Origin of the sequence: Dyadobacter diqingensis, assembly GCF_024220585.1 — a bacterium.
In the GTDB taxonomy this organism is placed as follows: Bacteria; Bacteroidota; Bacteroidia; order Cytophagales; family Spirosomataceae; genus Dyadobacter; species Dyadobacter diqingensis.
On record NZ_JAMXKF010000005.1, the window covers coordinates 378,246 to 401,243 of the forward strand.

Here is a 22,998-nt window from a genome sequence, read left to right on the forward strand (position 1 = left end):
GGTTTTTAGGATTTATATTTTAAAATAATTAGCCGATTTTAACGGTGGTTCCGGTTTTTGCCGCCTTGTAAATTGCCTCCACAATCCTTATGTCGCGAAGTCCTTCTTCTCCCGGAACGAGTACCGGTTTGTTTTGCATGATCGCCAGTGCGTCTTCATCCATTTGTTTGGCCTGCTGGTTGTCTATCGGGAAATTAATTTCTCCCAATGTACTGTAACCCTTGTTGCCGCTGTATCCCGAAAACGAATCCATATGCAGGGACCCTTTGTCATAATTCACTTTAAGGAAATTGGTGTTAATACCATGACTTCCCGTACAATTCGCCACGGTTCCACCCGGGAACTGCAACTGAAAATGGGTGATTTCGTCTGCGTCACTGAAAATTTCGGGCCGGTTTACAACATGCTGCGCTGTTACCGACAAAGGTTCAGCGCCGGCAGCCAGACGGGCACCCTGCAACGCGTACACACCCATATCATACATGGCTCCGCCACCCATGGCGCGTTTCACTTTCCAGTTTCCGGCACGACTTTCCTTATAACCGGCGGCGCAGGAAATCAGCTGAACATTTCCAAGCGGTTTTTCTTTGGCCAGACGCATGTACTCCTGCGTATTCGGGTCGTGCTGGCAGCGGTAGCCGATCGACAAACTCCTTTTGTTATCCTGACAGGCTTTGATCATTTCTTCACATTCCCTGACATTCAGCGCCATCGGTTTTTCGCAAAAAACATGTTTCCCGGCTTTTGCTGCCCGGATCACATATTCCTTGTGCATCGAAGGCGGAAGCACTATGTATACTACGTCAATATCCGGGTTATTGGCTATCGAATCGAAATTTTTATAATTATAAATATTTTTATCAGGAATATTGTACTTTTTCTTCCAGGTTTCAGCCTTCTCGGGTGTACCCGTAACGATCCCTGCCAGATAGCAGTTTTTGGTCTTTTGCAAGGCCGGGGCAAGCAAATCTGTGCTGTAATAACCCAGACCTACCAAGGCGACACCCAGGCGCTCTTTGGGTTTGGACAGGGCGAAACTAAACGGTGAAAACAGGGATGCCGTGAGTATACCCGCGCCGGCAGTCAGGAAATCGCGGCGGGAAAAGGGATTGATGATGTTCGTAGCCATAGTTTTGATTTTTCTATGTAAGGCAAGTGGATTTCAGAACTACTTTAAAAGCAGGTAAATCGGAAAGTAAACGATAAAATAGTATCAGATTCGGAAAGATTGATTTGCAAATGCTGACACATACTTCGTAATTCGCAGATCATTATTAAATAAAGCCGACCCATGAGCAACGACGAAATTGTAGAGATCCTCGAACTTACTGCCAAACTGCTTGAACTTCACGGAGCTGATCCGTTCAAAGTCAAAAGTTATGGCGTAGCCGGATTTTATCTGGATAAATATAAGGACGGAGAACTGGCTCTGATGTCGCTGGAAGAACTCACCAAGCTTCAGGGTGTCGGAAAAAGTACTGCGGCGAAAATCGTGGAGATTTCACAGCGGGGAACATTCAAGGAACTGGAAGAACTGCTGGAAAATACGCCGCTCGGCGTCCTGGAAATGTTTAATATTAAAGGGATCGGTGCTAAAAAGATAGCGGTTTTATGGCGAGAGCTTGGTATCGACAATTTACACGAACTTGAACTGGCCTGCCAGAGCGGCAAAATTGCAAAAGTAAAAGGCTTTGGAGGCAGCACAGAACAAAAGATTCTTGACTCTCTGGCATTTTTGAAAGATCAGGCCGGAAAACTGCGCATGGATAAAGCCCAGGCCATTGCCGAGCTGATAACGGAAGAGTTGAAAAAAATATATGAGCAGGTAGCGATAGCAGGGGAGGTGAGACGTAAGGCCGAAACTGTGGAGACCATCAGTGTGCTGGTCGGGACGGTCTCTCCGGCTGGTTTGCAGGATTCTCTGAACGGAATTTTATTTCTTCTGAAAGATGAAAAACGATCGTCGCCTTTTGTATGGCGGGGAAAAGTGCAGGACGTTGCGGTAAATGTCGAAGTGATCGCTGTGGATCCCGAAAATTTTGTGAATGAGTTATTCCTTGAAACCGCTTCTCAGCAACATTTAGGAACTCCCACGAGCTCTGGCGATTCGTTATGGAGACAAGCGAAGTACGAAGTATTTGCCTCGGAAGAAGCTATATATGAAAAAGCCGGACTTCCTTACATTGTACCGGAGATGCGTGAAGGAGCAGGTGAATTTATCTGGTCGGAAAACCATACACCGGATCAACTGGTTACCTGGGACGACCTGAGGGGGATTTTACACAATCATAGCACATATTCTGACGGGCAGCATTCACTGGAACAAATGGCTTTGTTTTGCCAGGAACTGGGTTTTGAATATTTGGGTATAGCAGATCACTCGCAAACGGCTTCTTATGCAAGCGGGCTTAAAGCGGAAGATGTGTTTCGCCAGCACGAAGAAATTGCCCGCCTGAATGAACGTTTTGCTATGGCCGGACCCGAAAAACCTTTTAAAATCCTCAAAGGAATTGAATCAGATATTTTGGGTGACGGATCGCTGGACTATCCGGATGAGATATTATCCAGCTTTGATTATGTTGTAGCCTCCGTTCACAGCAACCTGACCATGACCCTGGAAAAAGCAACTGCGCGTTTGTTGAAGGCAATCGAGAATCCGTATACGACGATTTTGGGTCACCCGACAGGCCGGCTGTTGTTATCAAGAGAAGGTTATCCGATTGATCACAAGGTGATTATCGATGCCTGTGCAGCGCATAAAGTGGTTGTGGAAATCAATGCGTCGCCGTGGAGATTGGACCTTGACTGGCGCTGGATTTCCTATTGCATGGAAAAAGGAGTGTTGTTGAGCATCAATCCGGATGCGCATAAAAAAGAAGGATATTATGATATGCATTACGGAGTGGCAGTCGCGCGGAAGGGCGGATTAACCAAAGATATGACCTTCAACGCCTTCACACTGGCTGAAATTGAGGCTTATTTGAAGCTAAGAAGGGAATGATGTAGTAACTGAACAAAAATAATGGAATGAACAGAATTTTAGCTCTCAGCGTTATCGTAAGTTTTTTATCGGTTGGTTGTAAAGACAATGAACCTGAAAACCCGGTCAAGGAGACCGAAAAGATCACTTTTAAAGGAATAGTCGAAAGGGACACACGTGGGATTCCGTATACCGAGGACCCGGACGATTGGAAGTTTACCGACAAATGGGTCGAGCAGGAACTGAGCCTTTTTGGTAAGAGCCTGGGTACGAATTGTCTGTTGCCCGAGTCTTACGGAATCATCGCTTATCCCAATCCCTGTATTGACAAGGTCTCAATTCACGTCAATAAACCGGATTCGGTGCGGTTGGCGCTTAGGATTGTTGACCGGAATTTTAAAGTGCTCATGTCCAAAGACTCTCTGTATTCCAAGATAACCATGTTCGATGTGGGTTCCCTGGGTATTCAGGATACGGTCCGGGTGTATTATAAATTCATGAACGGCTCATGCGAGTTTCGAGGACATGGTGACGTCGTTATCAAGAAACAATTATAACCAGAGAGCAGCCAGCGTTCTGTTTTAAATTCGGGAATTTTGTCTTTAAAACAGAACACCGGTTGCCTCACACAGGTGAAGAAGGGTTACTTAATTATTTTCAGCGAAGGACTATCCTTGATCATCCGTTTTTCAGGAATGACATTGTCTTTGAATGGTTCACCGATAAACGATTGAACCGTTTTGGTTGCGGCTAATCTGGTTCCGGTTGGCGCGGGGATTCCGATCACGTCCAGTGCTTTCCGGAACAAAGTCTCATTTTCGTCGCCAAATGCTTTGTAAGGAATAACGGCGTCTTCGACCTGATAGGTCGGTGTCATGCCATTTACAGTCCCGTAATCCGACTGGTTGTTTACATTGGCCGTTTGGCCCAGCATGACATACATTCCCCATTTCCAGCGGTTTTCATCATCGCTGACAAGTGACCCGAACAGGTTTTTCCCATACGTATGCTCGCCGATGGTGATTACGTCCATATACGGTCTTAGCCCATTGATCACAAGCTCGCTCGCGGAAGCGGTACCATTGGAGGTCAGCACAAATACGCGACTGAGACTGGATCCGATATTGTTGGCTTCATCGAGAAATGTATAATTCAGGGCGTTTGTGCCGTATTTACTTTGCCAGTAAGAGAGATACTTATCGTTCCACTGCTCTTTGTAAAAAATCTTCGAACTGGAAACGTTTTTCCCTATCAGGGACGCAAGCGTTTCGGCAGAGCTGATATAACCTCCCGGATTAAACCGCAGATCTAGCACCAGCTCATTCACACCTTTGCTTTTGAAGTTGGCAAATACCTGCCGAAGTTCATTGTCGTACTTATCGGCATCGGCTGTTGTGCCTGGTATAAATTGTGTGTAGACCAGGTAACCTATCGTTTTACCATAAGCCGTTTTGGAGATCACGCTTGAAAAAACAACAGGATCTTCGCTGATTTCAGCCTTGGTCACTGAAATAGTTTTGGAATTATCGGCCGTCAGTACCGAACCATTTAATACACCCAGGGTAAACGCAGCGGTTTGATTGCCAAAAAGGCCTGCATAATTACTGGCGGTAAGTTGTGTTCCGTTCACCTTCATGATGATGTCCCCACGCTTTAATCCGGCTGTTTCGGCAGGACTTCCTTTTACCACATAACTGAGAAATGCGGCCAGGCTGGTTTTGCTGTCATCGGTGTATGAAAGCGTATAATTAATGCCGAAAATTTTACTAACGCCGTTAAATTCATTGGTCAGCGCGTCAATATCGTCGGTTATGCTCGAAAAACGATCGGTCGTTGTACGTTGATAAATTAGTTTTTCGAAATAGTCTTTGGGATTAAGTTTACTGTCCAGGCTACTCTCCGCAGGCATATTTTTGTACCAAAAATAGGCGTCATTCATTACCTCATATATCCAGCCGTTGACGGTCTGGTAACTTGTACTGTCGGTAGTTTCTGTTATTGTCGGATCGACATCCTTTTCCTTACAACCTGCCAAATACATGGCAGCCACAATAAACCCAATTCTGCTGAACTTTTTAAAATTTAACATATTTAGTCAGATTAAAATTGAGTAAGTTTTCTATGCATAGATTAAAAATAACTTGGAATTCACTGGATGTGCACAATAGATATTACGTAGGAATAAAAATAAGTGTGGCGTGACAGGGGAAATTTAATTTTGAGAAGCTTAAAACGCGGCAGCGGGAATAGGAGCCATTGTAAAATATAATTATAACCGATTGGTTACAAATAATAACATGGTTGTTATTTTTCCTGATAAGTCGTCGATGCGACGGATACAAGCAAGGTGTGGAAAACAGGCAAAAGCGAGTTTAACGACAAGATTGAGACTGCGATCTACAAAAGTGAGATTAAGAAAATGGCTGCAAAGGATTATCCCCAGATACGTTTCGCCAACCCGAAGGTCTCTTTTATCGACGGGTTGATCTATGACGGAACGATGTCTTTAAACTGGTTTGGCAAACAGATCACGATTGATATGCCTAAAAAGAAGATGATTGTTGGGAAGTAATGTCTGTGGCGGGTGATTTGAGGAAGTAGGAGAAGAAAGAAAGAAGTCAAGTTTTGAAAACTTGACTTCTTTGGACAAACCCTGACATATTGAAAAAAGGAATTAAAAGCCTAAATATCCGTCAGATTTTTGAAGAATTTTCGTGCAATCATCGCGTATTCCAGCGGATTAGCCACCGCGGGATCCTGCTCAGCTTCCAAAACAATCCACCCCTCGTAGTCGCTGTTTTTGATCACTTCAAACAAAGAAGGGAAGTCAATACAACCTTCGCTATCTCCGGGAACGGTGAACACACCCTGTTTGACCGCGGTTAAAAAGCTTAGTTTTTCGTCGTGTACACGCTGCAACACATTCGGGCGAATATCTTTCAAGTGAATATGCGCCGTTCTGCCGATGTATTTTTTCAAAGCCTCTACCGGATCTTCTCCCGCAAAATAGAAATGGCCGCAGTCGTAATTCAGGTAAACATTTTCAGGATCGGTTTCACGCATCAATCGATCCGTTTCTGCTATTGTCTGAATACAGGTCCCCATGTGATGGTGAAAAGCCAGTTTCATACCCCGCTGACGTGCGATCTTGCCCAGTTCATTAAGGCCATGCGTGAATGTTTTCCATTCTTCATCAGTATTCAGCATGCCTTTGCCTTCGAAAACCGGGACGGTCATTTGTCCCTGGCAGCTGTTCCCGACCTCGCCGCCGCCAATCACTTTGGCACCCATGGTTTCCAGAAAATCCAGCAGTTCCGTAAAACTTTTGATATTTTCCTCTAACGATTTTGTCGTGAGCTCGTAACTATTCCACTGGTTGCAGATTTGAAGTCCGCGCAGTTCGAGGGCCTTTTTTAGCACATCGGTATTGCGGGGAAATTTGTTGCCAACCTCGCAACCGGTAAAACCGGCCAGCGCCATTTCGCTGATACACTGTTCAAAGGTATTTTCCCCGCCAAGCTCGGGCATATCGTCGTTGGTCCAGTTGATCGGAGCGACGCCTAATTTTATATTTTCAAAATTCATTTTGTTAGATTTTGGGAGTTGTTACGGTGTTGAATGATTAAAGAAAAATCCGCTGCGACTTTTTGTTTTCGGTATAGGTTTCAAAGGCTTTTTGTACAGATGCCGATTCCGAAACTTCCGCAATCGGAACTTCCCACCAGGCGTGATATCCCTTTACAGTGCGGTAAAGGCTGGTTTCGATGTAAATCACCGTTGTTCTCGTATTGATTTTGGATTGTTCCAGGGCTTGTTCCAGCGAAGTTCTGTCCGTTGCTTTAATCACAATGGCACCAAGGCTTTCCGCATTTTTGGCCAGGTCAACAGGAAGGAAGTCGCCCGACAGCTGACCGGAATTTTCATCCCGATAGTTATACATCGTTCCAAAACGCTCGCTGCCAATGCTTTCTGAAAGGCCGCCAATGCTGGCATATCCGTTATTGTTCAATAGTAAAATGGTGAATTTTACACCTTCCTGAATCGAAGTGACAATCTCATGGTTATTCATCAGATAGCCGCCGTCTCCGCAGATCACGTAAATGTCACGGGATGGGTCGGCCATTTTTGCTCCCAATCCGGCTGCGATCTCGTAACCCATGCAGGAGAAGCCATATTCGAGATGGAAATTTTTGGAATCTGTTGCCCGCCAAAGTTTGTGCAAATCTCCCGGAGCGCTTCCCGATGCGTTAATCATTACATCGCGACGGCCCATAAAGTTGTTTAACGTACCAATCACAATCGCCTGATCAATTGGAGGGATAGTACTGTTCCCGTCTTTGTATATCTGGGTTACTTCATTGTCCCAGGCCTGGTTGTAATCCGCTATTTTCCGGCGGTAGTCTTGTTCTACTGCAAAATCACCCAGCAAGATGGAAAGCTCTTCCAAAATCACCTTCGCATCACCAATGACAGGCAGTGCGGCATGTTTGAACGCGTCGAACTCGCTGACGTTGATGTTAATAAATTTAACGTCAGGGTTTTTAAATATTGATTTTGAAGCCGTTGTGAAATCACTGTAACGGGTTCCGATACCGATCACGACATCTGCCTCATTGGCGATTTCGATCGCGTACTTGGTACCTGTTGCACCCAATCCACCGATGCTGTAAGGTTCATCAAATTTTACAGCGCCCTTTCCGGCAAATGTTTCACCAACGGGAATGCCGGTTTTTGTTGCAAAATCATGTAAAATAGTTTCAGCACCGCTGTAAATCGCACCACCACCAGCGACGATCACCGGATTTTTTGATGAACGGATCCATTCCGCCGCCTTATGCAAGGTAGGAAGATCCGGTCTTGGGCGACCCACATGCCAAACTCTCTTTTTGAACAATTCTTCTGGGAAATCATAGGCGTGCGTTTGAACATCCTGAGGCATCGAGAGCGTTACAGCACCCATTTCCGATTGTGAGGTAAGTACGCGCATAACCTCAGGCAGCGAGTAAATCAGCTGCTCCGGCCGGTTAATTCGGTCCCAATATTTGGATACCGGTTTGAAACAGTCGTTAACCGATATATCCTGCGTCGAAGCACTTTCCAGTTGCTGCAAAACCGGATTAGGTTCTCTCGTGGCGAAGATATCTCCCGGCAAAAGCAAAACGGGCAGGCGGTTGATGGTTGCCAATGCCGCACCAGTAATCATGTTGGTGGCTCCCGGACCGATCGACGTGGTACAAACGAAGGCTCCAAGGCGGTTTTTCACCTTGGCATAAGCCACCGCAGTGTGCACCATCGACTGCTCATTGCGACATTGATAATAACGGAAATCAGGATTTTGCTGTAAGGCCTGACCCAGTCCGGCCACGTTTCCATGACCGAATATCCCGAAACACCCGCCGAAGTAGAGCTCTTCCACGCCATCTCTTTCGATGTACTGATTTTTTAAAAATGTTATGGTAGCCTGGGCTACGGTTAATCTTCTGGTCATGGTTTTAAGGAATATATTGATGATTTTAAGAAGTGTAGGATGAGAGGGAATTTATTGTATTGACAAATATTGCGGTGCGCTGCACCTTTGGATAATTGCGGATACCGCAGGCCTTCTACAAATATTTGGGTGCTCTGCACCAGATAATGAGCGGTGCAGAGCACCCAAATATTTGTAGGAGATGTAACGTTTTTGATCCACAAGGTGCGGAGCACCGTAATAATTAAATGCTTTGTTATTTTTAAATGTAATCTTTTAATCAATCTAATTCAAAAACTCATCTGCCTTCCCAACACACCCGAACAATTCAAATTTCTGTAACATAAAACACTTGTATTCTTCCATGAATATCTTTCCGGGCGTTGTCGGCGCGAATTCGTCCGGGTGATCGCGGAAAAATTCACGATTTACCATCGTCCACAACAAACGCGTATCGGTGGCAATGTTTATCTTGCAAATCCCCAATGGAATCGCTCTCAAAATCTCCTCTTCCTGAACCCCTTTGGCGTCCGTTTTGAGATCGCCTCCGGCTGCGTTGATACGTTTGACAACTTCTGTACTGACATTAGAACCACCGTGCAGAACGAGTGGAAAACCGGGTAGCCGTTTTTGTATTTCTTCGAGAATATGAAATTGAAGTCCTTGTCCGCCCGAAAATTTATAGGCTCCATGACTGGTACCAACAGCAATCGCCAAGCTATCGCAACCGGTAGCGTTGACAAAATCGACGACCTGCTGAGGATTGGTATACGACGAATGTTCAGCGTCGACGGTTAGATCATCTTCAACACCGGCCAAAACACCCAGTTCAGCTTCGACACTGATATTTTTGGCATGTGCCTGATTAACCACTTCGCGGGTTCTCATGACATTTTTTTCAAAATTGTCATGAGAAGCATCAATCATCACTGACGTGTAACCACCGCTTTCAATCGCATCCCGGATGTGCTCTTCAACGCCGTGGTCGACATGTACCGCAAATACTGTCTCCGGGTATAACCTTGCTGCCGACTGAATCATCGAAAGCAGCATGTCCGCTTTGGCGTAATCTCTGGCAAATGGCGTTGTCTGAACGATAAAAGGTGCCTTTGCTTCCTGAGCTGCCGCAAATAAGCCATGTATTTCTTCCATAAAAAACACATTAACCGCAGGGATTGCATAGCGGCCGTAGCATTTTTGAAAGAGTTCTTTGGTTGTTAAAAGCATAATAATTTGATTGGTAACCGGCCGGATAATTTTCCGGCCGGTTTAGTGTTACCAGAACACAGTATATAAAGCGCCGAGTATGCCACAGATAAGAATGGAACAGATCATAAATCCGGTACTGACCTTGAACATCGAGGCTTCGATTTCAAGCCCTTTCGGATTGTTTTTGCTTTTTGGATCAGCCAGGGTAACCAGAATAATAACGGCTACCAGAATCAGGAAAATAATTCCCATACGATCCAGGAACGGTATTTCGGAATACCAGAACTTGAATGCCGTCGATAGCGGAATCGTTAACAAAGCTGCAACCAGTGCCGCATTTCCCGTCGTTCTCTTCCAGAAAAAACCAAGAAAGAAAATTGCGAAAACCCCCGGGGTTATGAAACTTGAATACTCCTGAATAAACTGATAAGCCTGTTCCAAAACCCGAAGCTGCGGTGCAATGATGGCTGCAATACCCATCGCCACCCAGATCGCAACACGTCCGACACGGATCAGGTGTTTTTCGGATGCATCCGGTTTGATGTATTCTTTGTAAATATCAAGCGTGAAAATCGTTGAAATACTATTCGCTTTTCCAGCCAGCGAAGCTACAATAGCGGCTGTTAATGCAGCAAACGCCATTCCTTTTAATCCCGAAGGAAGCAGATCAAGCAGAACCGGATAAGCGTGGTCAGGTTTTACAACACCGTTCGCATCGAGCATTTCGGTTTGAAACATGCCGTTCTGAAAAAGGACGTAAGCCGCAATCCCGGGAAGTACCACGATAATTGGAATAATCAGTTTTAAACCCGCTGCGAATAAAATCCCTTTTCTGGCAACAGGCAAACTAGCGCCCAATGTGCGTTGAATAATATATTGATTACAACCCCAGTAATTCAGGTTATTCACCCACATGGCCCCGATGATCACAGAAAGTCCCGGAAGGTCCTTAAAATAAGGATTGTCCTTTTTCAAAATCATGTGAAAATGCGGCTCTGCCTGCGTTCTCAAAGTACCAAATGCGCTGAAAACGTTCGGGTTTCCAAAATGTTTGGCCACAAGATCCATAGCCAGATAGGTGGTAACCAGACCGCCCGCGATCAATACAACCACTTGAATTACATCGGTATAGCCAATTACTTTCATGCCGCCAACCGTGATGATAATTGCAAAAACTGCAAGCGCACCGATTGCCCATGTAAAGTCGATTCCCGCCGTTACTTCGAGTGCCAGAGCACCCAGATATAGAATGGAAGTCAGGTTAACAAAAACGTACAAAAGCAGCCAAAAAACAGCCATTGTCGTAGCAACCACAGGATTGTATCGTTGCCTTAAAAACTGAGGCATCGTATAAATCCTGTTTTTAAGATAAATCGGCACAAAGAAAATGGCGACAACGATCAGCGTGGCGGCCGACATCCATTCATAGGAAGCAATGGCCAGACCAATCGCAAAACCAGATCCCGACATGCCGATAAAATGCTCTGCCGAAATATTGGAAGCAATAAGTGATGCCCCGATGGCCCAGAATGTCAAAGAACCTTCTGCTAAAAAGTAGTCGGTTGAACTGGTTTCCTTGCTTGATTTCTTTTTATAAATCCAAAATCCGTACGAGGAGACAGCAATGAAATAGATGAAAAATACGACGTAATCAAGCGAATGCAGACCTTGTTTCATGGGGTTGTTTTAGGGTATAATCTTCTTACACCAATGTATGACTCATAACTTCTTCCAATTTTACCGGTCTTCCTTCCTGCAAAGATTTCATGGCTGCAATACCAATTGCGGTTGCCATTAACCCGTCGTGAGCATCCACAGGAGAAGGGGTGTCATTGAGCACACAATTAACGAATGATTTCAGACAAACCCGGTATGCGGTTTCATATCTTTCAAGGAAAAAATGCAGCGGGAGCGATATGTGGCCACCATTGCTGTCGAAATGTACCAGATTATCAGCCGTATTGTTCTCTGCTTTTGCCATACCTTTTGACCCGAAAATTTCCAGTCTCTGGTCATAACCATACACGGCCTTGCGGCTGTTGTCGATCACGCCGATAGCGCCATTCTCAAAAGTCAGAACGATAACAGCCGTGTCAATGTCACCAAATTCTTTGATTTCGGGATTAATGAGTGCATCTCCTTTAACAAAAACTTCGGTCACTTCGCTGCCGACAATGTAACGGGCCATATCAAAATCGTGAATGGACATATCAAGGAAAATTCCTCCCGAAGTTTTCAGGTATTCGATTGGCGGTGGTCCCGGGTCACGGCTGGTAATGCGCAGGATTTGCGGCTCGCCGATTTTATCGTCGGAAACGATGTTCCGGACATTGGAAAAGTTGGCGTCAAAGCGACGGTTAAAGCCGAGCATCAGTTTCACACCATTGTCGCTCACCGCTTTTTGAGCGGCATAAATGGCATCCAGCGTTACATCCAGCGGTTTTTCACAAAATACATGCTTTTTCTGATTCGCAGCGGCTACCGTATACGGTACGTGAAATGGGGTAGGAGAGCAGATGATCACCGCTTCTACGTCCGGATGGTTAATCACGTCATAAGCATCCGTGGTTACCGTTTGCACACCCAGATTTTTGGCGAAGGCGTGAGATTCGGGAGAAAGATCCGAGGCAATGACAACTTCCGCGCCGGGAATGTGGTGCAGCAGATTGCTGAGGTGTATCTGTCCGATACGTCCCAGTCCAATCACTCCAATTTTTAGTTTCTTTGACATGTCTTTTAGGTTTTAGTGGTTAGCTATCAGCCGTTAGCTTCTTGCTAATCCGAACTTGGTTATTTTTTTATTTCAATATTTATGATGTCAATCTGAATTGTCCGGTAAAAGCTAAAAGCCAATCGCTAACAGCTAATTGCTTACATCAGAATTTCCTGTTCCATTCTTTCAACCAGCGCTCGATCACCACTTTGGTTTGGGTGAAAAACTCGACAGCGTGATTGCCTTGCCCGTGCAGGTCTCCGTAGAAACTGTCTTTCCAGCCTGAGAACGGGAATTGGGCAACGGGAGCGGCTACACCGATGTTGATACCGATGTTTCCGGCTTCGGCTTCGTGGCGGAATTTACGTGCGTTTAAACCGCTGCTGGTGAAAATACAAGCCATGTTGCCGTACTTCCCGGAATTGATAAAGCGAATTGCTTCTTCGATTGTGTTGATATGGACAAGGCTTAACACCGGTCCGAAAATTTCGGTCGCAGCCAATTCGCCATCCAATGGAATGTCTTCGATGATAGTCGGTTCGATAAAGTTTCCTTTTTCAAAACCGGGAACGTTCGCATTACGGCCGTCGACGAGTAGCCTTCCGCCTTCGCTTAATCCCTTTTCGATCAAATGGTTGACACGATTTTTACTTTCTGCCGTAATCACCGGCCCCATTTGCACGTCACTTTCAAGTCCATAACCGGTTTTACGATTCTTGGCCGATGCAACCAGACTTTCCGTAATATCCTTATGTTCACCCACGGTAATGATGGTAGAAGCGGCGAGACAACGCTGGCCCGCGCAACCGTAAACACTGTCGATAACAATTTGCGTGGTCATGTCGATATCGGCATCCGGCAGTACAATAACCGGATTTTTAGCACCACCTTGTGCCTGAACACGTTTACCGTGTGCGGCGCCTTTTGAATACACGTACTTGGCAACGTTGGAAGAACCGACAAAGCTGATCCCTTTGATAACAGGGTGTTCCAACAGGGCATCCACTACCTCTCTTCCGCCTTGCACCAGGTTCAGTACCCCTTTCGGAAGGTCAAGTTTTTCCATCAGCGCTACGATTTTGGTCATCGTAAGCGGTACTTTTTCCGAAGGTTTGATGATATAACTGTTCCCGCAAGCGAGCGCATAAGGTAAAAACCAGAACGTGATCATGCCCGGAAAGTTGAACGGAGCGATACAGGCACAAGGTCCAAGCGGCTGACGGATCATGTATTCATCAATACCTTTGGCGATATCCTCCGAAAATTCACCCTGCATCAGGGCGGGCATTCCGCAGGCATTTTCCACGTTTTCGATGGCGCGTACCATTTCAGCTTTCGCTTCCAGAAAGGTCTTTCCCGACTCCAGCGTAATCGTTTTAGCGATATCGTCGATGTTATCTTCCAGCAAAGTTTTTAGTTTGAACAGATACTGCACGCGTTTCGAAACCGGCGTACTTCTCCATTCCTGAAACCCTTCGTGTGCAGCCTCAGCGGCATCAGCAACGTCCCTTGCATTGCCTGTTGGAACCTGGGCCAAAACTTCCTGAGAAGCCGGGTTCAAAACATTCGTAAAACTGTCCAAATGACTATCAACCCACCGTCCGTTAATATAATTCTGTAATTTTTCCATTTTATTGGTTGTTAAACGCAGAGCTCAGGGAGTTTTCCGCTGAGTTGCGCTGTTATTTTTTAATATATTTATGCTATTAAACGCGGAGTTCGGGGAGTTGCCTCGCAGAGCTCCGCTTAGGTTATGTGTGCTTTATTTTTAAATAAAACTCTGTGCACCTCCGCGCCAAACCGCGGCGGCGGATCTCTTACCTCTGCGTTTAAACTAAAATCCGCCTCGGCTTTCTACAAACTCAGTTACTTCTGAATATGTGGGCATGAAGTTGGCGCAGCCTTCTCTTGTTACGATGATCGCACCGCAGGCATTTCCCATTCTTACGCTTTTAAACAAGTTCCATCCATTCAGGATACCGTATGAAAATCCGGCGCAGAAAGCATCTCCGGCGCCCAGGACGTTTAGTACTTCGACCGGGAAACCGGGAACTTTAACTTCTTCTTTTCCGGGCTGGAAAATCGAAGCGCCGTCTTTTCCGCGTTTGACCACCAAAGTTTCAACACCCGAATTCAGGATTTCCTGAATGGCCGTATCAATATTTCCGCGGATTTCGGGAGCCGAGATTTGCTGGTGTTTTATTAAAAGCTGTTCCTTGTCAGTTAAATAAGTTGCCAGGATTTCTTCTTCCGTGCCTACCACAATCGTAAAACTGTTCAAGGCAGCGCGTAATGTCACTCCAAAAGATCTTGGATCATCCCACTGGTCGGCTCTGAAATCGATATCCAGAAGGGTGGTCAGTTTGTTCTTTTTTGCTCTTTCCAATGCATAAAACATCGCAGTCCGGCTCGGGTCTTTGCTGAAAGCAGTTCCTGAAAATGCCACGGCTTTGAATTCTTCAAATGGAATGGCATTAACGTGGTCGATATTAAGATTGATGTCGGCACAATTCTCGCGGTAATAAACGAGCGGGAACTTGTCAGGTGGCTCAATGCCGAGAATTACAGCCGAACTTCGCGTCCCCTCAATGGTTGGAATAAATGCTGTCGATATTCCTTCTTCGTTTAAAAAATGTTTGATAAAATTTCCCACCTGGTCGTTACCGATGCCGGTGAGAATGGCGGTATTAAGTCCAAGTCGCTGTGCTCCCGTCGCAATATTCAGCGGGCAGCCACCTACAAATGCATTAAAAGCACTTATTTTCTCAAACGGGCTGCCAATATTGGCCGAGTACAGGTCAATGGAAGAGCGCCCGATGGTTAAGAGATCATGTTGAGGCATTGAATAAATGATTTAGCCGGATTAATCTTGAAATTGAAGAAACCTTGTTGCCAGGCAATCTAGTTAGCGTTGTTCATTTCCAGTGTCACAATGGGTAACCGCGGGTCCTGACCTTTCCAGGAACCGTAGATCCAATCGTGGTCCGGGTCAGAAGTGTTGGCCAGTGACTGGTCACTGCCGGCCAGGAAATTCAGGTAATAAACATTATAGCCATGTGCAGCTGCCACCGGATGATATCCTTTGGGTACCAAAACAGCCTCGTTATGATGCACACGGACAATCTCGTCCAGTGAACGGTCGTCGGTATAAACCTGCTGAATGGCATAACCTTGTGGTTTATCGATCTTGTAAAAATAAATTTCTTCAAGATTGGCTTCGATCAGATTACCGTCAGCGTCCACTTTTCTGTCGTCATGCTTATGGGCCGGGAAAGAACTCCAATTGCCTGATGGCGTGTAAACTTCCACACAAACGATCTTATGGCAATTGAATCCGGGTTGAAGCAGACTATTGATCTGACGGTTCGCGTTATCTCCACCTCTGAATTCAATGGCAGCTTCCTCGGGCCGCTTCATGTACGGGGGATGATCTTCGTCGGTGGCCACCCAGCAAATAGCGATGTCAGTGTCAGGCGATTGCGCTGTTAAAGTAAACGCAGTATTTCTTGATAAGTACATCGCGTGACCAATACCGCTGAATACATCTTTCCGTCCATTTATGGTTTCCCAGCTTCCTTCGTCGGTTTCTACCTTAAAATTTCCACCTAAAAGTGTAATGCAGTATTCGTAATCTCCGGTGTTCAGCGTATATTGTTCGTTCAGGTCGAGAACTCTGGCTTCGAAGTTTAAATAAGTCCATCCGGCCTGGTCGCTGGTCAGGGAATGATAGGTTTTTTGGTTAGGTTTCGGTTTTACCAGAAGGTCGCTCATTGTTGCTTTTCTATTACATTTGCACAATGATAGCGTTGTATAAATTAAATACAAAGTGTAAATATGTTAATATCGAATGCAAACGTTTGAAAAAATTTTAAATATTTAATTGTAATTATCCTACTCATGAATTCCTCTCGTCCGGTTACCATTAAAGACATTGCCCGCCGCTTCCGTTGTTCTCCATCCACCGTGTCCAGGGCACTTAATGATCATCCGGCTATCAATGAAGACACCAGGAAAAATATTCAGGAATACGCCAGAGAGGTAGGTTATCAGCGTAATGAAGTGTCGCTGAGTTTATTGAATAAAAAGACTGCAACGTTGGGTGTTGTGGTACCAACGATCGGTAATTATTATGAAACGGCGGTGATAGAGGGGTTGCATACAGTTTTGCAGCCGTTGGGCTACACGCTTAATATCTGCGTGACGAATGAAAATTACCTGCTTGAAAAAGAATATCTGTCTAAACTGCTGTCTAACCGTACGGAAGGTATTTTCCTCTCGGTTTCTCAGGAAACCTATGACTCCGGTTACTATGAGCATCTTGAAAATGTAATCCAGCGGAAAACGCCACTGATTTTTATAGACCGTGAATATGAGGATTTTGAAACCAGTAGGGCGACGGTCGATGATTATCACGGAGCCTTCGCTGCGGTAGAACATCTGATCACGATTGGTTATAAAAATGTCGCCCATTTAAAAGGTCCGAACGGGCTTACCGTGTCCGAGCAGCGTTTTAAAGGCTATCGCGACTGTCTGAAAAAATATGATATCGCGATCCGGGAGGAACTGATTATCAACACCAATTTTCAGGTTGAGAGTGCGATTGTGCCAACCAAACGGCTTCTGGATCTTGACTCGCCGCCGGATGCAATTTTTGGTGTAAACGATCAGGTTGCGATAGGGGCGATGCGGGTTATTCTGGATCGCGGATTGAAAATTCCGGGCGATATAGGCATCGTTGGTTTTGATAATTCACCAATTTCAGCTTACACTTATCCTTCTTTGACCACCATCAGCCGTCCAGGGCGAAAGATTGGTATGGAGGCTTCGCGTCTGTTCCTTAATCAGATTAATGCTTCTGGAGATTTTACGCATGAGAGTATTGTGTTGCCTTCGGAGTTGATTATCAGGGAGTCTTCGTTGCGGATTTCATAATATTTGAACAACAGGAGGCTCCGAAGGAGCCGGGAAAAGGCGGGTAACCCTGTATTTGCTATAAACAGGGTGCCCCTAAATGGGCTGAATGCGTACAGGATTCGTCACCGCAGTTTTTGATTTTCTGATCCCGCAGAGTTTCCTGTTTATAGCCATTGATTCGATTCTTCATATTTGGATATCGATTGACGTTCAATTTGTTTCTACCTATTCCGGAAGAATGGAGTATTCATTTTATGAGAGCTCTTACTATAATTAACAATCACCTCACTTCGACGATTCTTGATAACATTGAGTGCCGGTTAATAAAGTTGGCATGTAGCAAATCTTGATATCATTAATTAGTGTCGCTGATCCTCCCTGCTTCTTTGAAGCACCCTGTTTATAGCCCAAGTATGTATCTGGAAAATCCTGACTCCGTGGGAGTCTCCTAAAATGCATTGCAAAATAATGCTAAATTATATCTCAGAGCTGCTTTGAATATATTTTATTAATCATTCGATTAAATATTTTGATTTAATAAAATTATTAATAAACTTTGCCACGCAATAAAACAAAAGCATGGCTAAGGGAAAGAAAGATCTGGATTTGTCGACGGAGGAGAAGATTATGGAAGCGGCGCGTAAAGTGTTTACGGAAAAAGGTTATGCCGCGGCCCGCACGAGAGATATTGCCGAAGAATCAGGGATCAACCTGGCGCTGCTGAATTACTATTTCAGGAGCAAGGAAAAGTTGTTTGAGCTGGTGATGTTGGAACGGGTCAATAAACTGTTTGGTGCCATCATTCCGATTTTAAATGAAGAGAGCAGCAGTCTGGAAGAGAAGATAGAAGGCATTGCAGGTTCTTATATCGATCTGTTGACGGAACATCCGGATCTGCCGATTTTTGTTTTAAGTGAGATCAGAAACCGGCCGGAGAAATTTGCGGCGCTTGTTAACGCCCGCGACCGGGTGACCAAATCGGTTTTTATGAAACAATTGATTGAGCGGAAGTTAAGCGTGAGCCCGTTTCATATACTGATCAATTTGCTTGGAATGACCGTTTTTCCTTTTGTTGGTAAACCGGTTTTATCGAAACTGATAGGCAAAGAAGCCGAATTTGATGAGCTGATGAAACAACGTAAGGAGTTGATTCCCATGTGGATAAAAATGATGCTGAACTGACGGCATTTTTTTGATCCACTCATTAATCAAACGATTAAATTAAAAGACTAAATAAGATGATTAAAAAGCTGAAATTTTGGGTGTTTCTTTCCTTCACCTGGCTGTTGAAAACGGCGCTTTTTGCTCAGTCCATTCAAAATTTGTCGATCGGGGAGTGTTATTCGCTGGCGCGCGAAAATTATCCGTTGATTAAAAAATACGATCTGATCAAAAAAAGCAGCAATTTTTCAGTGGAGAATGCTTCGAAATTGTATCTGCCTCAGCTGACGATAAACGGACAGGCCAGCTATCAATCTCAGACGATCAGTTTTGCAGATGCCATCCCTGCTATTCCAGGTGTGAGTCTGCCATCGATCAGCAAAGACCAGTACAAAGTCCAGGCTGAAATTAGCCAAACATTGTATGATGCCGGAGAAATTCGCAATCAAAAAGCGTCAATCCGGGCAAACGAGGCTATTCAGCAGCAAAGCATTGAGGTCAATCTGAGAGCGTTGAATGAACGTGTGAATCAGATTTATTTTGCGGTCATTTTGATGGATGAGCAATTGAAACAAAATGAAATCAGGAAATCGGAGTTGCAGAGCCAGCTCGAAAAAACGCAGGCTGCGTTGAATAACGGCACGTCGTTCCGAAGCAATGTGGACCAGCTGAAAGCGGAACTTGTGAATGTCGACATGAGCAGTATCGAGTTCGGATCAAACCGACGGGCCTATTTACAGATGCTCTCGCTGATGATCGATAAGAAGCTTGATGCAAACACGAAACTGCTTATGCCAATGGAAAAACCAGTTCAGAATGAGATTAACCGGCCGGAATTAAAACTGTATGATCTTCAAAAAAGACTGTATGATGTTGAGGAAAGAAAGTTGCAGTCTGCCTATACGCCCAAATTAAGTGCCTTTTTTCAGGGAGCTTACGGACGGCCGACGCTCAACATCATTGAAAACAAATTCGGTCCCTGGTTTATTACCGGATTGCGGCTGAACTGGAATCTGGGTAGCTTGTACACGTTGAAAAATAACAAAGAAATTCTTCATGTCAACCGCCAGAATGTGGATGTGGACCGCGAGGTATTTTTGTACAATACCAATCTGACGTTAAACCAGCAGGGAGAAGAAATTCAGAAATTCCGGGATTTGATCGATCAGGATAGGCGTTTGATTGAACTTCGGGAATCTGTCAAAAAGTCGGCACAAGCGCAGTTGGACAATGGTGTGATCACGATACACGAGTATATCTCACAGCTCAATTCGGTCAATCTTTCACGTCAGACGCTGATACTGCACACGGTTCAGCTCTTACAGGCAGCATACAAACACAATCAAACCTCAGGCAATGAAAATTAGAAATCATTTGATTATGCGACATAAAACAGTACCAGTCCTCGCACTGCTTTTTTTCCTGGCAGCCTGTGAAACAAAAGACGATTATGACGCGTCGGGGAATTTTGAAGCCGACGAAGTCATTGTGTCCGCCCAGCAGACAGGGCAGCTTTTGGCGTTCGGCGTTCAGGAGGGTGCGGAACTGAAAGCGGGAGATAACGTCGGGCAAATTGACGTAAAAATTCCGGAGCTGCAAAAACAGCAGGCAGAGGCTTCCATAGCCGCGTTAAAACAAAAAACCGGTAGTTCAAAAGACCAAACCGAGGTGGCGGTTAAGCAGCTTGCCGTTCAGGAATCCCAACTTGCCCAACAGATCCGAGAGCGAAAAAGGACGGAAAACCTGGTGAAGGCTGACGCGGCGACGCAAAAACAGCTGGACGATCTGGATGCCGCTATCGACCAGATGCAAAAGCAGATCAGTGTAACACGGCAGCAAATTAAACTGTATAACTACAACTCGGCCACGCAAAACCGCGGGATTTTGAGTGAGCAATCGCCGTTGTCTGTTACCGCAAAACAATACCAGGAGCAGATCAACCGCGGGCAGATTATTAATCCGTTAACCGGTTTGGTCCTGACCAGATATGCTCTGAAAGGCGAAATGACGGCAATAGGAAAACCGCTTTACAAGATTGCCAATGTGGATACACTCACCCTAAAGGCTTACATCACAGGCGACAAGCTGGCCCGGATCAAAACGGGACAAAAAGTGACCGTGCGGATTGATGAGGGAGAAAAAAAGTACAAGTCATATAGCGGACAGATTTACTGGATTTCAGCAAAAGCCGAATTCACCCCCAAAACAATCCAGACAAAAAATGAAAGGGCGAATCTGGTCTATGCGATGAAAGTCCGGGTCAGGAACGACGGGTTTTTGAAGATTGGAATGTATGGGGAGGTTGTTCTTTTTTAGCGGTGGCAGCGGGTTGAGAGTTGAAAGTGGTTCGGGGGCTGTGGGGAAAATTTGTTAATAAGGTGAGGATTTTTGAAGGTTTAGTCTTTATGGTAAAACATCATATGAGAAAAGGCATTGTAGCACCTAAGTCGGTCGCATTTGCAATCCGGGTGGTTGGTATGTATAAGTTTTTGTCTGCTGACCTTCGGGAGTACGTTCTTTCCAAACAGTTTTTAAGAAGCGGAACTGCCGTTGGAGCATTGATCAGTGCAGCCGAGCACGGGCAATCGACAGCTGATTTTCTCAATAAAATGAACATTGCATTGAAGGAAGCTAATGAATCCGATTATTGGCTGTTGTTATTAAGAGAGGGAAATTATCTGATTTCAACTCTAAACTCTCCACTTTCAACCAAGAAACAATGAACGCAGTCACACTCCAAAATATCTCCAAATCCTACCAGGATGTAAAGGCCGTCAGGGATGTTTCATTCGAAGTGAAAAAAGGTGAACTTTTCGGACTTATCGGAGCGGATGGGGCCGGGAAAACATCCATATTCCGAATTCTGACGACGGTTTTGCTGGCTGATGAAGGTGTTGCTACCGTTGCAGGTTTCGACGTAGTGAAAGATTACAAGGCGATCAGAGACAGGATCGGGTATATGCCCGGCAAGTTTTCGTTGTATCAGGACCTTACAATCAGAGAAAATCTGGAATTTTTCGCGACTATTTTTGGAACGACGATTGATGACAATTATGAGCTGATCAAAGATATTTACGATCAGATCAAACCGTTCAGCGACCGGCGTGCAGGGAAGTTGTCGGGAGGAATGAAACAAAAGCTGGCCCTATGCTGTGCGCTGATTCACAAGCCGGAAGTTCTGCTTCTGGATGAGCCGACAACCGGTGTGGACGTAGTATCGCGGAAGGAATTCTGGGCGATGCTGAAATCTTTGAAAGAAAAAGGGATTACGATTCTCGTTTCGACGCCCTATATGGATGAGGCCAATTTATGCGAGCGCATAGCACTGATCCAGAATGGCAGAATTATGGGTGTCGATACGCCAGAAAATATCATCAGAGCTTTTCCTGCAAAACTCTATGCAGCGAAATCAGATAACATTTATAAACTTTTAAATGATTTTCGCGCAGCTCAGGCGGTGGACAGCTGTTATGCTTTTGGTGAATTTTTGCATGTCACCACGAAGGGAAACCGGGAAGCCGGAAGTTCTGAATTAAGAGATCTGGCGATTGAAAGAGGGCATACCCATGTTGTGATACAAGAAATTACACCGGGTATCGAGGACAGTTTTATCCGCCTGATGAATGAAAAAAGCGAAGCATCGGCGCATCAATAAATTCAAGTATGGAAGATAATAAAGCCATTGTTTGCAAGGATCTGACGAAGCAGTTCGGCGACTTTTATGCCGTGAACAAAATTTCTTTCGAAGTTTTAAAAGGGGAGATATTCGGGTTTCTCGGTGCGAATGGCGCGGGGAAAACCACGGCGATGCGGATTCTTTGCGGCTTGTCCTTTCCGAGTTCCGGCACGGCAACCGTTGCGGGTTTTGATGTGTACAAACAGCAGGAAAAAATCAAGAAAAACATTGGCTACATGAGCCAGAAGTTTTCGCTTTATGAAAACCTGACAGTCCTTGAAAATATTGAGTTTTACGGAGGCGTATATGGTGTGCCGAGGAAAGAAATAAAGAGCCGCAGTGCGGAGCTCGTGCAGACATTGGGTCTGGAATCGGAAGCGAAAAAGCTGGTAGGGGAGTTGCCGCTGGGCTGGAAACAGAAACTTGCGTTTTCGGTTGCGATTTTTCATAAGCCGCAAATTGTCTTTCTTGATGAACCAACCGGTGGTGTTGACCCTGTGACCCGGAGGCAGTTTTGGGATATGATCTATGAAGCCGCTGCAACGGGTCTCACCATTTTTGTAACCACGCATTATATGGACGAAGCAGAATATTGCAATCGTATTTCGGTGATGGTCGACGGGAAAGTGGAAGCACTGGATTCACCGGCCAATTTAAAAAAGGAATTTAACGCAGATTCAATGGACGAAGTATTTTACCAACTGGCTCGGGGAGCAAAACGTTCGGGTGATTGAGATTTTCGGGTTACACAGAGGTCCACAGAGCGGACGCCGCGCGGCAATAAAGAGGGGCGCAGAGCTTTTTTATTGTACAAACAAAATCTCAGTGTGCCCGCGCGGCGTCCGCTCTTAACCCCTCTGTGAACCTCTGTGTAATCA

Annotated in this window: 20 protein-coding genes; 10 read left to right on the forward strand and 10 right to left on the reverse strand. The window is 45.3% G+C overall.

The annotated features are described in order from the left end of the window. Positions 1-28: 28 nt before the first annotated feature. Complete coding sequence (locus tag M1L62_RS16845) at positions 29-1,129, reverse strand: Gfo/Idh/MocA family protein (protein ID WP_254560776.1); 1,101 nt, start codon at positions 1,127-1,129, stop codon at positions 29-31. A 162-nt stretch (positions 1,130-1,291) separates the two neighbouring features. On the opposite strand from M1L62_RS16845, the gene M1L62_RS16850 reads away from it, so the two are divergent. Together M1L62_RS16850 and M1L62_RS16855 are read left to right on the forward strand one after the other, a co-directional pair. Continuing rightward, positions 1,292-3,001 carry a helix-hairpin-helix domain-containing protein gene (locus tag M1L62_RS16850; protein WP_254560777.1) on the forward strand — a complete coding sequence of 570 codons (1,710 nt, stop codon included), beginning with the start codon at positions 1,292-1,294 and terminating at the stop codon, positions 2,999-3,001. Positions 3,002-3,027: 26 nt separating this feature from the next. Further along, entirely contained in the window at positions 3,028-3,537 is a 510-nt protein-coding gene (locus tag M1L62_RS16855) for a hypothetical protein (protein ID WP_254560778.1), read from the forward strand. An 86-nt stretch (positions 3,538-3,623) separates the two neighbouring features. Here M1L62_RS16855 and M1L62_RS16860 read toward each other — a convergent pair whose 3' ends face one another. Further along, positions 3,624-5,069 (reverse strand): S41 family peptidase, encoded by a 1,446-nt coding sequence (locus M1L62_RS16860; RefSeq protein ID WP_254560779.1) that lies wholly within the window; start codon positions 5,067-5,069, stop codon positions 3,624-3,626. A gap of 258 nt (positions 5,070-5,327) precedes the next feature. Between M1L62_RS16860 and M1L62_RS16865 the strand changes: the two genes are divergently transcribed. Continuing rightward, complete coding sequence (locus M1L62_RS16865) at positions 5,328-5,552, forward strand: hypothetical protein (RefSeq protein ID WP_254560780.1); 225 nt, start codon at positions 5,328-5,330, stop codon at positions 5,550-5,552. Between the two features lie 110 nt (positions 5,553-5,662). Here M1L62_RS16865 and iolE read toward each other — a convergent pair whose 3' ends face one another. The 8 genes from iolE to iolB all read right to left on the reverse strand — a co-directional run bounded on the left by iolE (position 5,663) and on the right by iolB (position 16,140). Beyond that, positions 5,663-6,565, reverse strand: a complete 903-nt coding sequence (gene iolE / locus M1L62_RS16870; RefSeq protein ID WP_254560781.1) for a myo-inosose-2 dehydratase — start codon at positions 6,563-6,565, stop codon at positions 5,663-5,665. A gap of 37 nt (positions 6,566-6,602) precedes the next feature. Next, positions 6,603-8,468: a 3D-(3,5/4)-trihydroxycyclohexane-1,2-dione acylhydrolase (decyclizing) gene (gene iolD, locus M1L62_RS16875; RefSeq protein ID WP_254560782.1), complete on the reverse strand. Its 1,866-nt coding sequence runs from the start codon at positions 8,466-8,468 to the stop codon at positions 6,603-6,605. 264 nt (positions 8,469-8,732) lie between these two features. After that, complete coding sequence (locus M1L62_RS16880) at positions 8,733-9,674, reverse strand: class II fructose-bisphosphate aldolase (RefSeq protein ID WP_254560783.1); 942 nt, start codon at positions 9,672-9,674, stop codon at positions 8,733-8,735. Between the two features lie 48 nt (positions 9,675-9,722). Further along, positions 9,723-11,333 carry a sodium/sugar symporter gene (locus tag M1L62_RS16885; protein WP_254560784.1) on the reverse strand — a complete coding sequence of 537 codons (1,611 nt, stop codon included), beginning with the start codon at positions 11,331-11,333 and terminating at the stop codon, positions 9,723-9,725. A 25-nt stretch (positions 11,334-11,358) separates the two neighbouring features. Next, entirely contained in the window at positions 11,359-12,387 is a 1,029-nt protein-coding gene (iolG, locus tag M1L62_RS16890; RefSeq protein ID WP_254560785.1) for an inositol 2-dehydrogenase, read from the reverse strand. 145 nt (positions 12,388-12,532) lie between these two features. After that, positions 12,533-13,999, reverse strand: a complete 1,467-nt coding sequence (locus tag M1L62_RS16895; protein ID WP_254560786.1) for a CoA-acylating methylmalonate-semialdehyde dehydrogenase — start codon at positions 13,997-13,999, stop codon at positions 12,533-12,535. Between the two features lie 204 nt (positions 14,000-14,203). Further along, a complete protein-coding gene (gene iolC / locus M1L62_RS16900; RefSeq protein WP_254560787.1) occupies positions 14,204-15,211 on the reverse strand; it encodes a 5-dehydro-2-deoxygluconokinase in 1,008 nt (335 codons plus the stop codon). 59 nt (positions 15,212-15,270) lie between these two features. Beyond that, positions 15,271-16,140, reverse strand: coding sequence for a 5-deoxy-glucuronate isomerase (gene iolB, locus M1L62_RS16905; RefSeq protein ID WP_254560788.1), 870 nt, complete (start codon positions 16,138-16,140; stop codon positions 15,271-15,273). Between the two features lie 126 nt (positions 16,141-16,266). Between iolB and M1L62_RS16910 the strand changes: the two genes are divergently transcribed. The 7 genes from M1L62_RS16910 (at position 16,267) to M1L62_RS16940 (ending at position 22,854) form a co-directional block, all read left to right on the forward strand. Continuing rightward, complete coding sequence (locus M1L62_RS16910; protein ID WP_254560789.1) at positions 16,267-17,301, forward strand: LacI family DNA-binding transcriptional regulator; 1,035 nt, start codon at positions 16,267-16,269, stop codon at positions 17,299-17,301. Between the two features lie 561 nt (positions 17,302-17,862). Further along, positions 17,863-18,465, forward strand: coding sequence for a TetR/AcrR family transcriptional regulator (locus M1L62_RS16915; protein ID WP_254560790.1), 603 nt, complete (start codon positions 17,863-17,865; stop codon positions 18,463-18,465). Positions 18,466-18,521: 56 nt separating this feature from the next. Next, the gene (locus M1L62_RS16920; RefSeq protein WP_254560791.1) at positions 18,522-19,811 is read left to right on the forward strand and encodes a TolC family protein; all 1,290 of its coding nucleotides are present in this window, start codon (positions 18,522-18,524) and stop codon (positions 19,809-19,811) included. 13 nt (positions 19,812-19,824) lie between these two features. Continuing rightward, a complete protein-coding gene (locus M1L62_RS16925) occupies positions 19,825-20,760 on the forward strand; it encodes an HlyD family secretion protein (RefSeq protein ID WP_254560792.1) in 936 nt (311 codons plus the stop codon). A gap of 104 nt (positions 20,761-20,864) precedes the next feature. Beyond that, positions 20,865-21,167 (forward strand): four helix bundle protein, encoded by a 303-nt coding sequence (locus M1L62_RS16930; RefSeq protein WP_254560793.1) that lies wholly within the window; start codon positions 20,865-20,867, stop codon positions 21,165-21,167. Further along, the gene (locus tag M1L62_RS16935; protein ID WP_254560794.1) at positions 21,164-22,099 is read left to right on the forward strand and encodes an ABC transporter ATP-binding protein; all 936 of its coding nucleotides are present in this window, start codon (positions 21,164-21,166) and stop codon (positions 22,097-22,099) included. Before M1L62_RS16930 ends, M1L62_RS16935 begins: the two co-directional genes overlap by 4 nt. Positions 22,100-22,107: 8 nt before the next feature. Next, entirely contained in the window at positions 22,108-22,854 is a 747-nt protein-coding gene (locus M1L62_RS16940) for an ABC transporter ATP-binding protein (protein WP_254560795.1), read from the forward strand. Positions 22,855-22,998 lie beyond the last annotated feature (144 nt).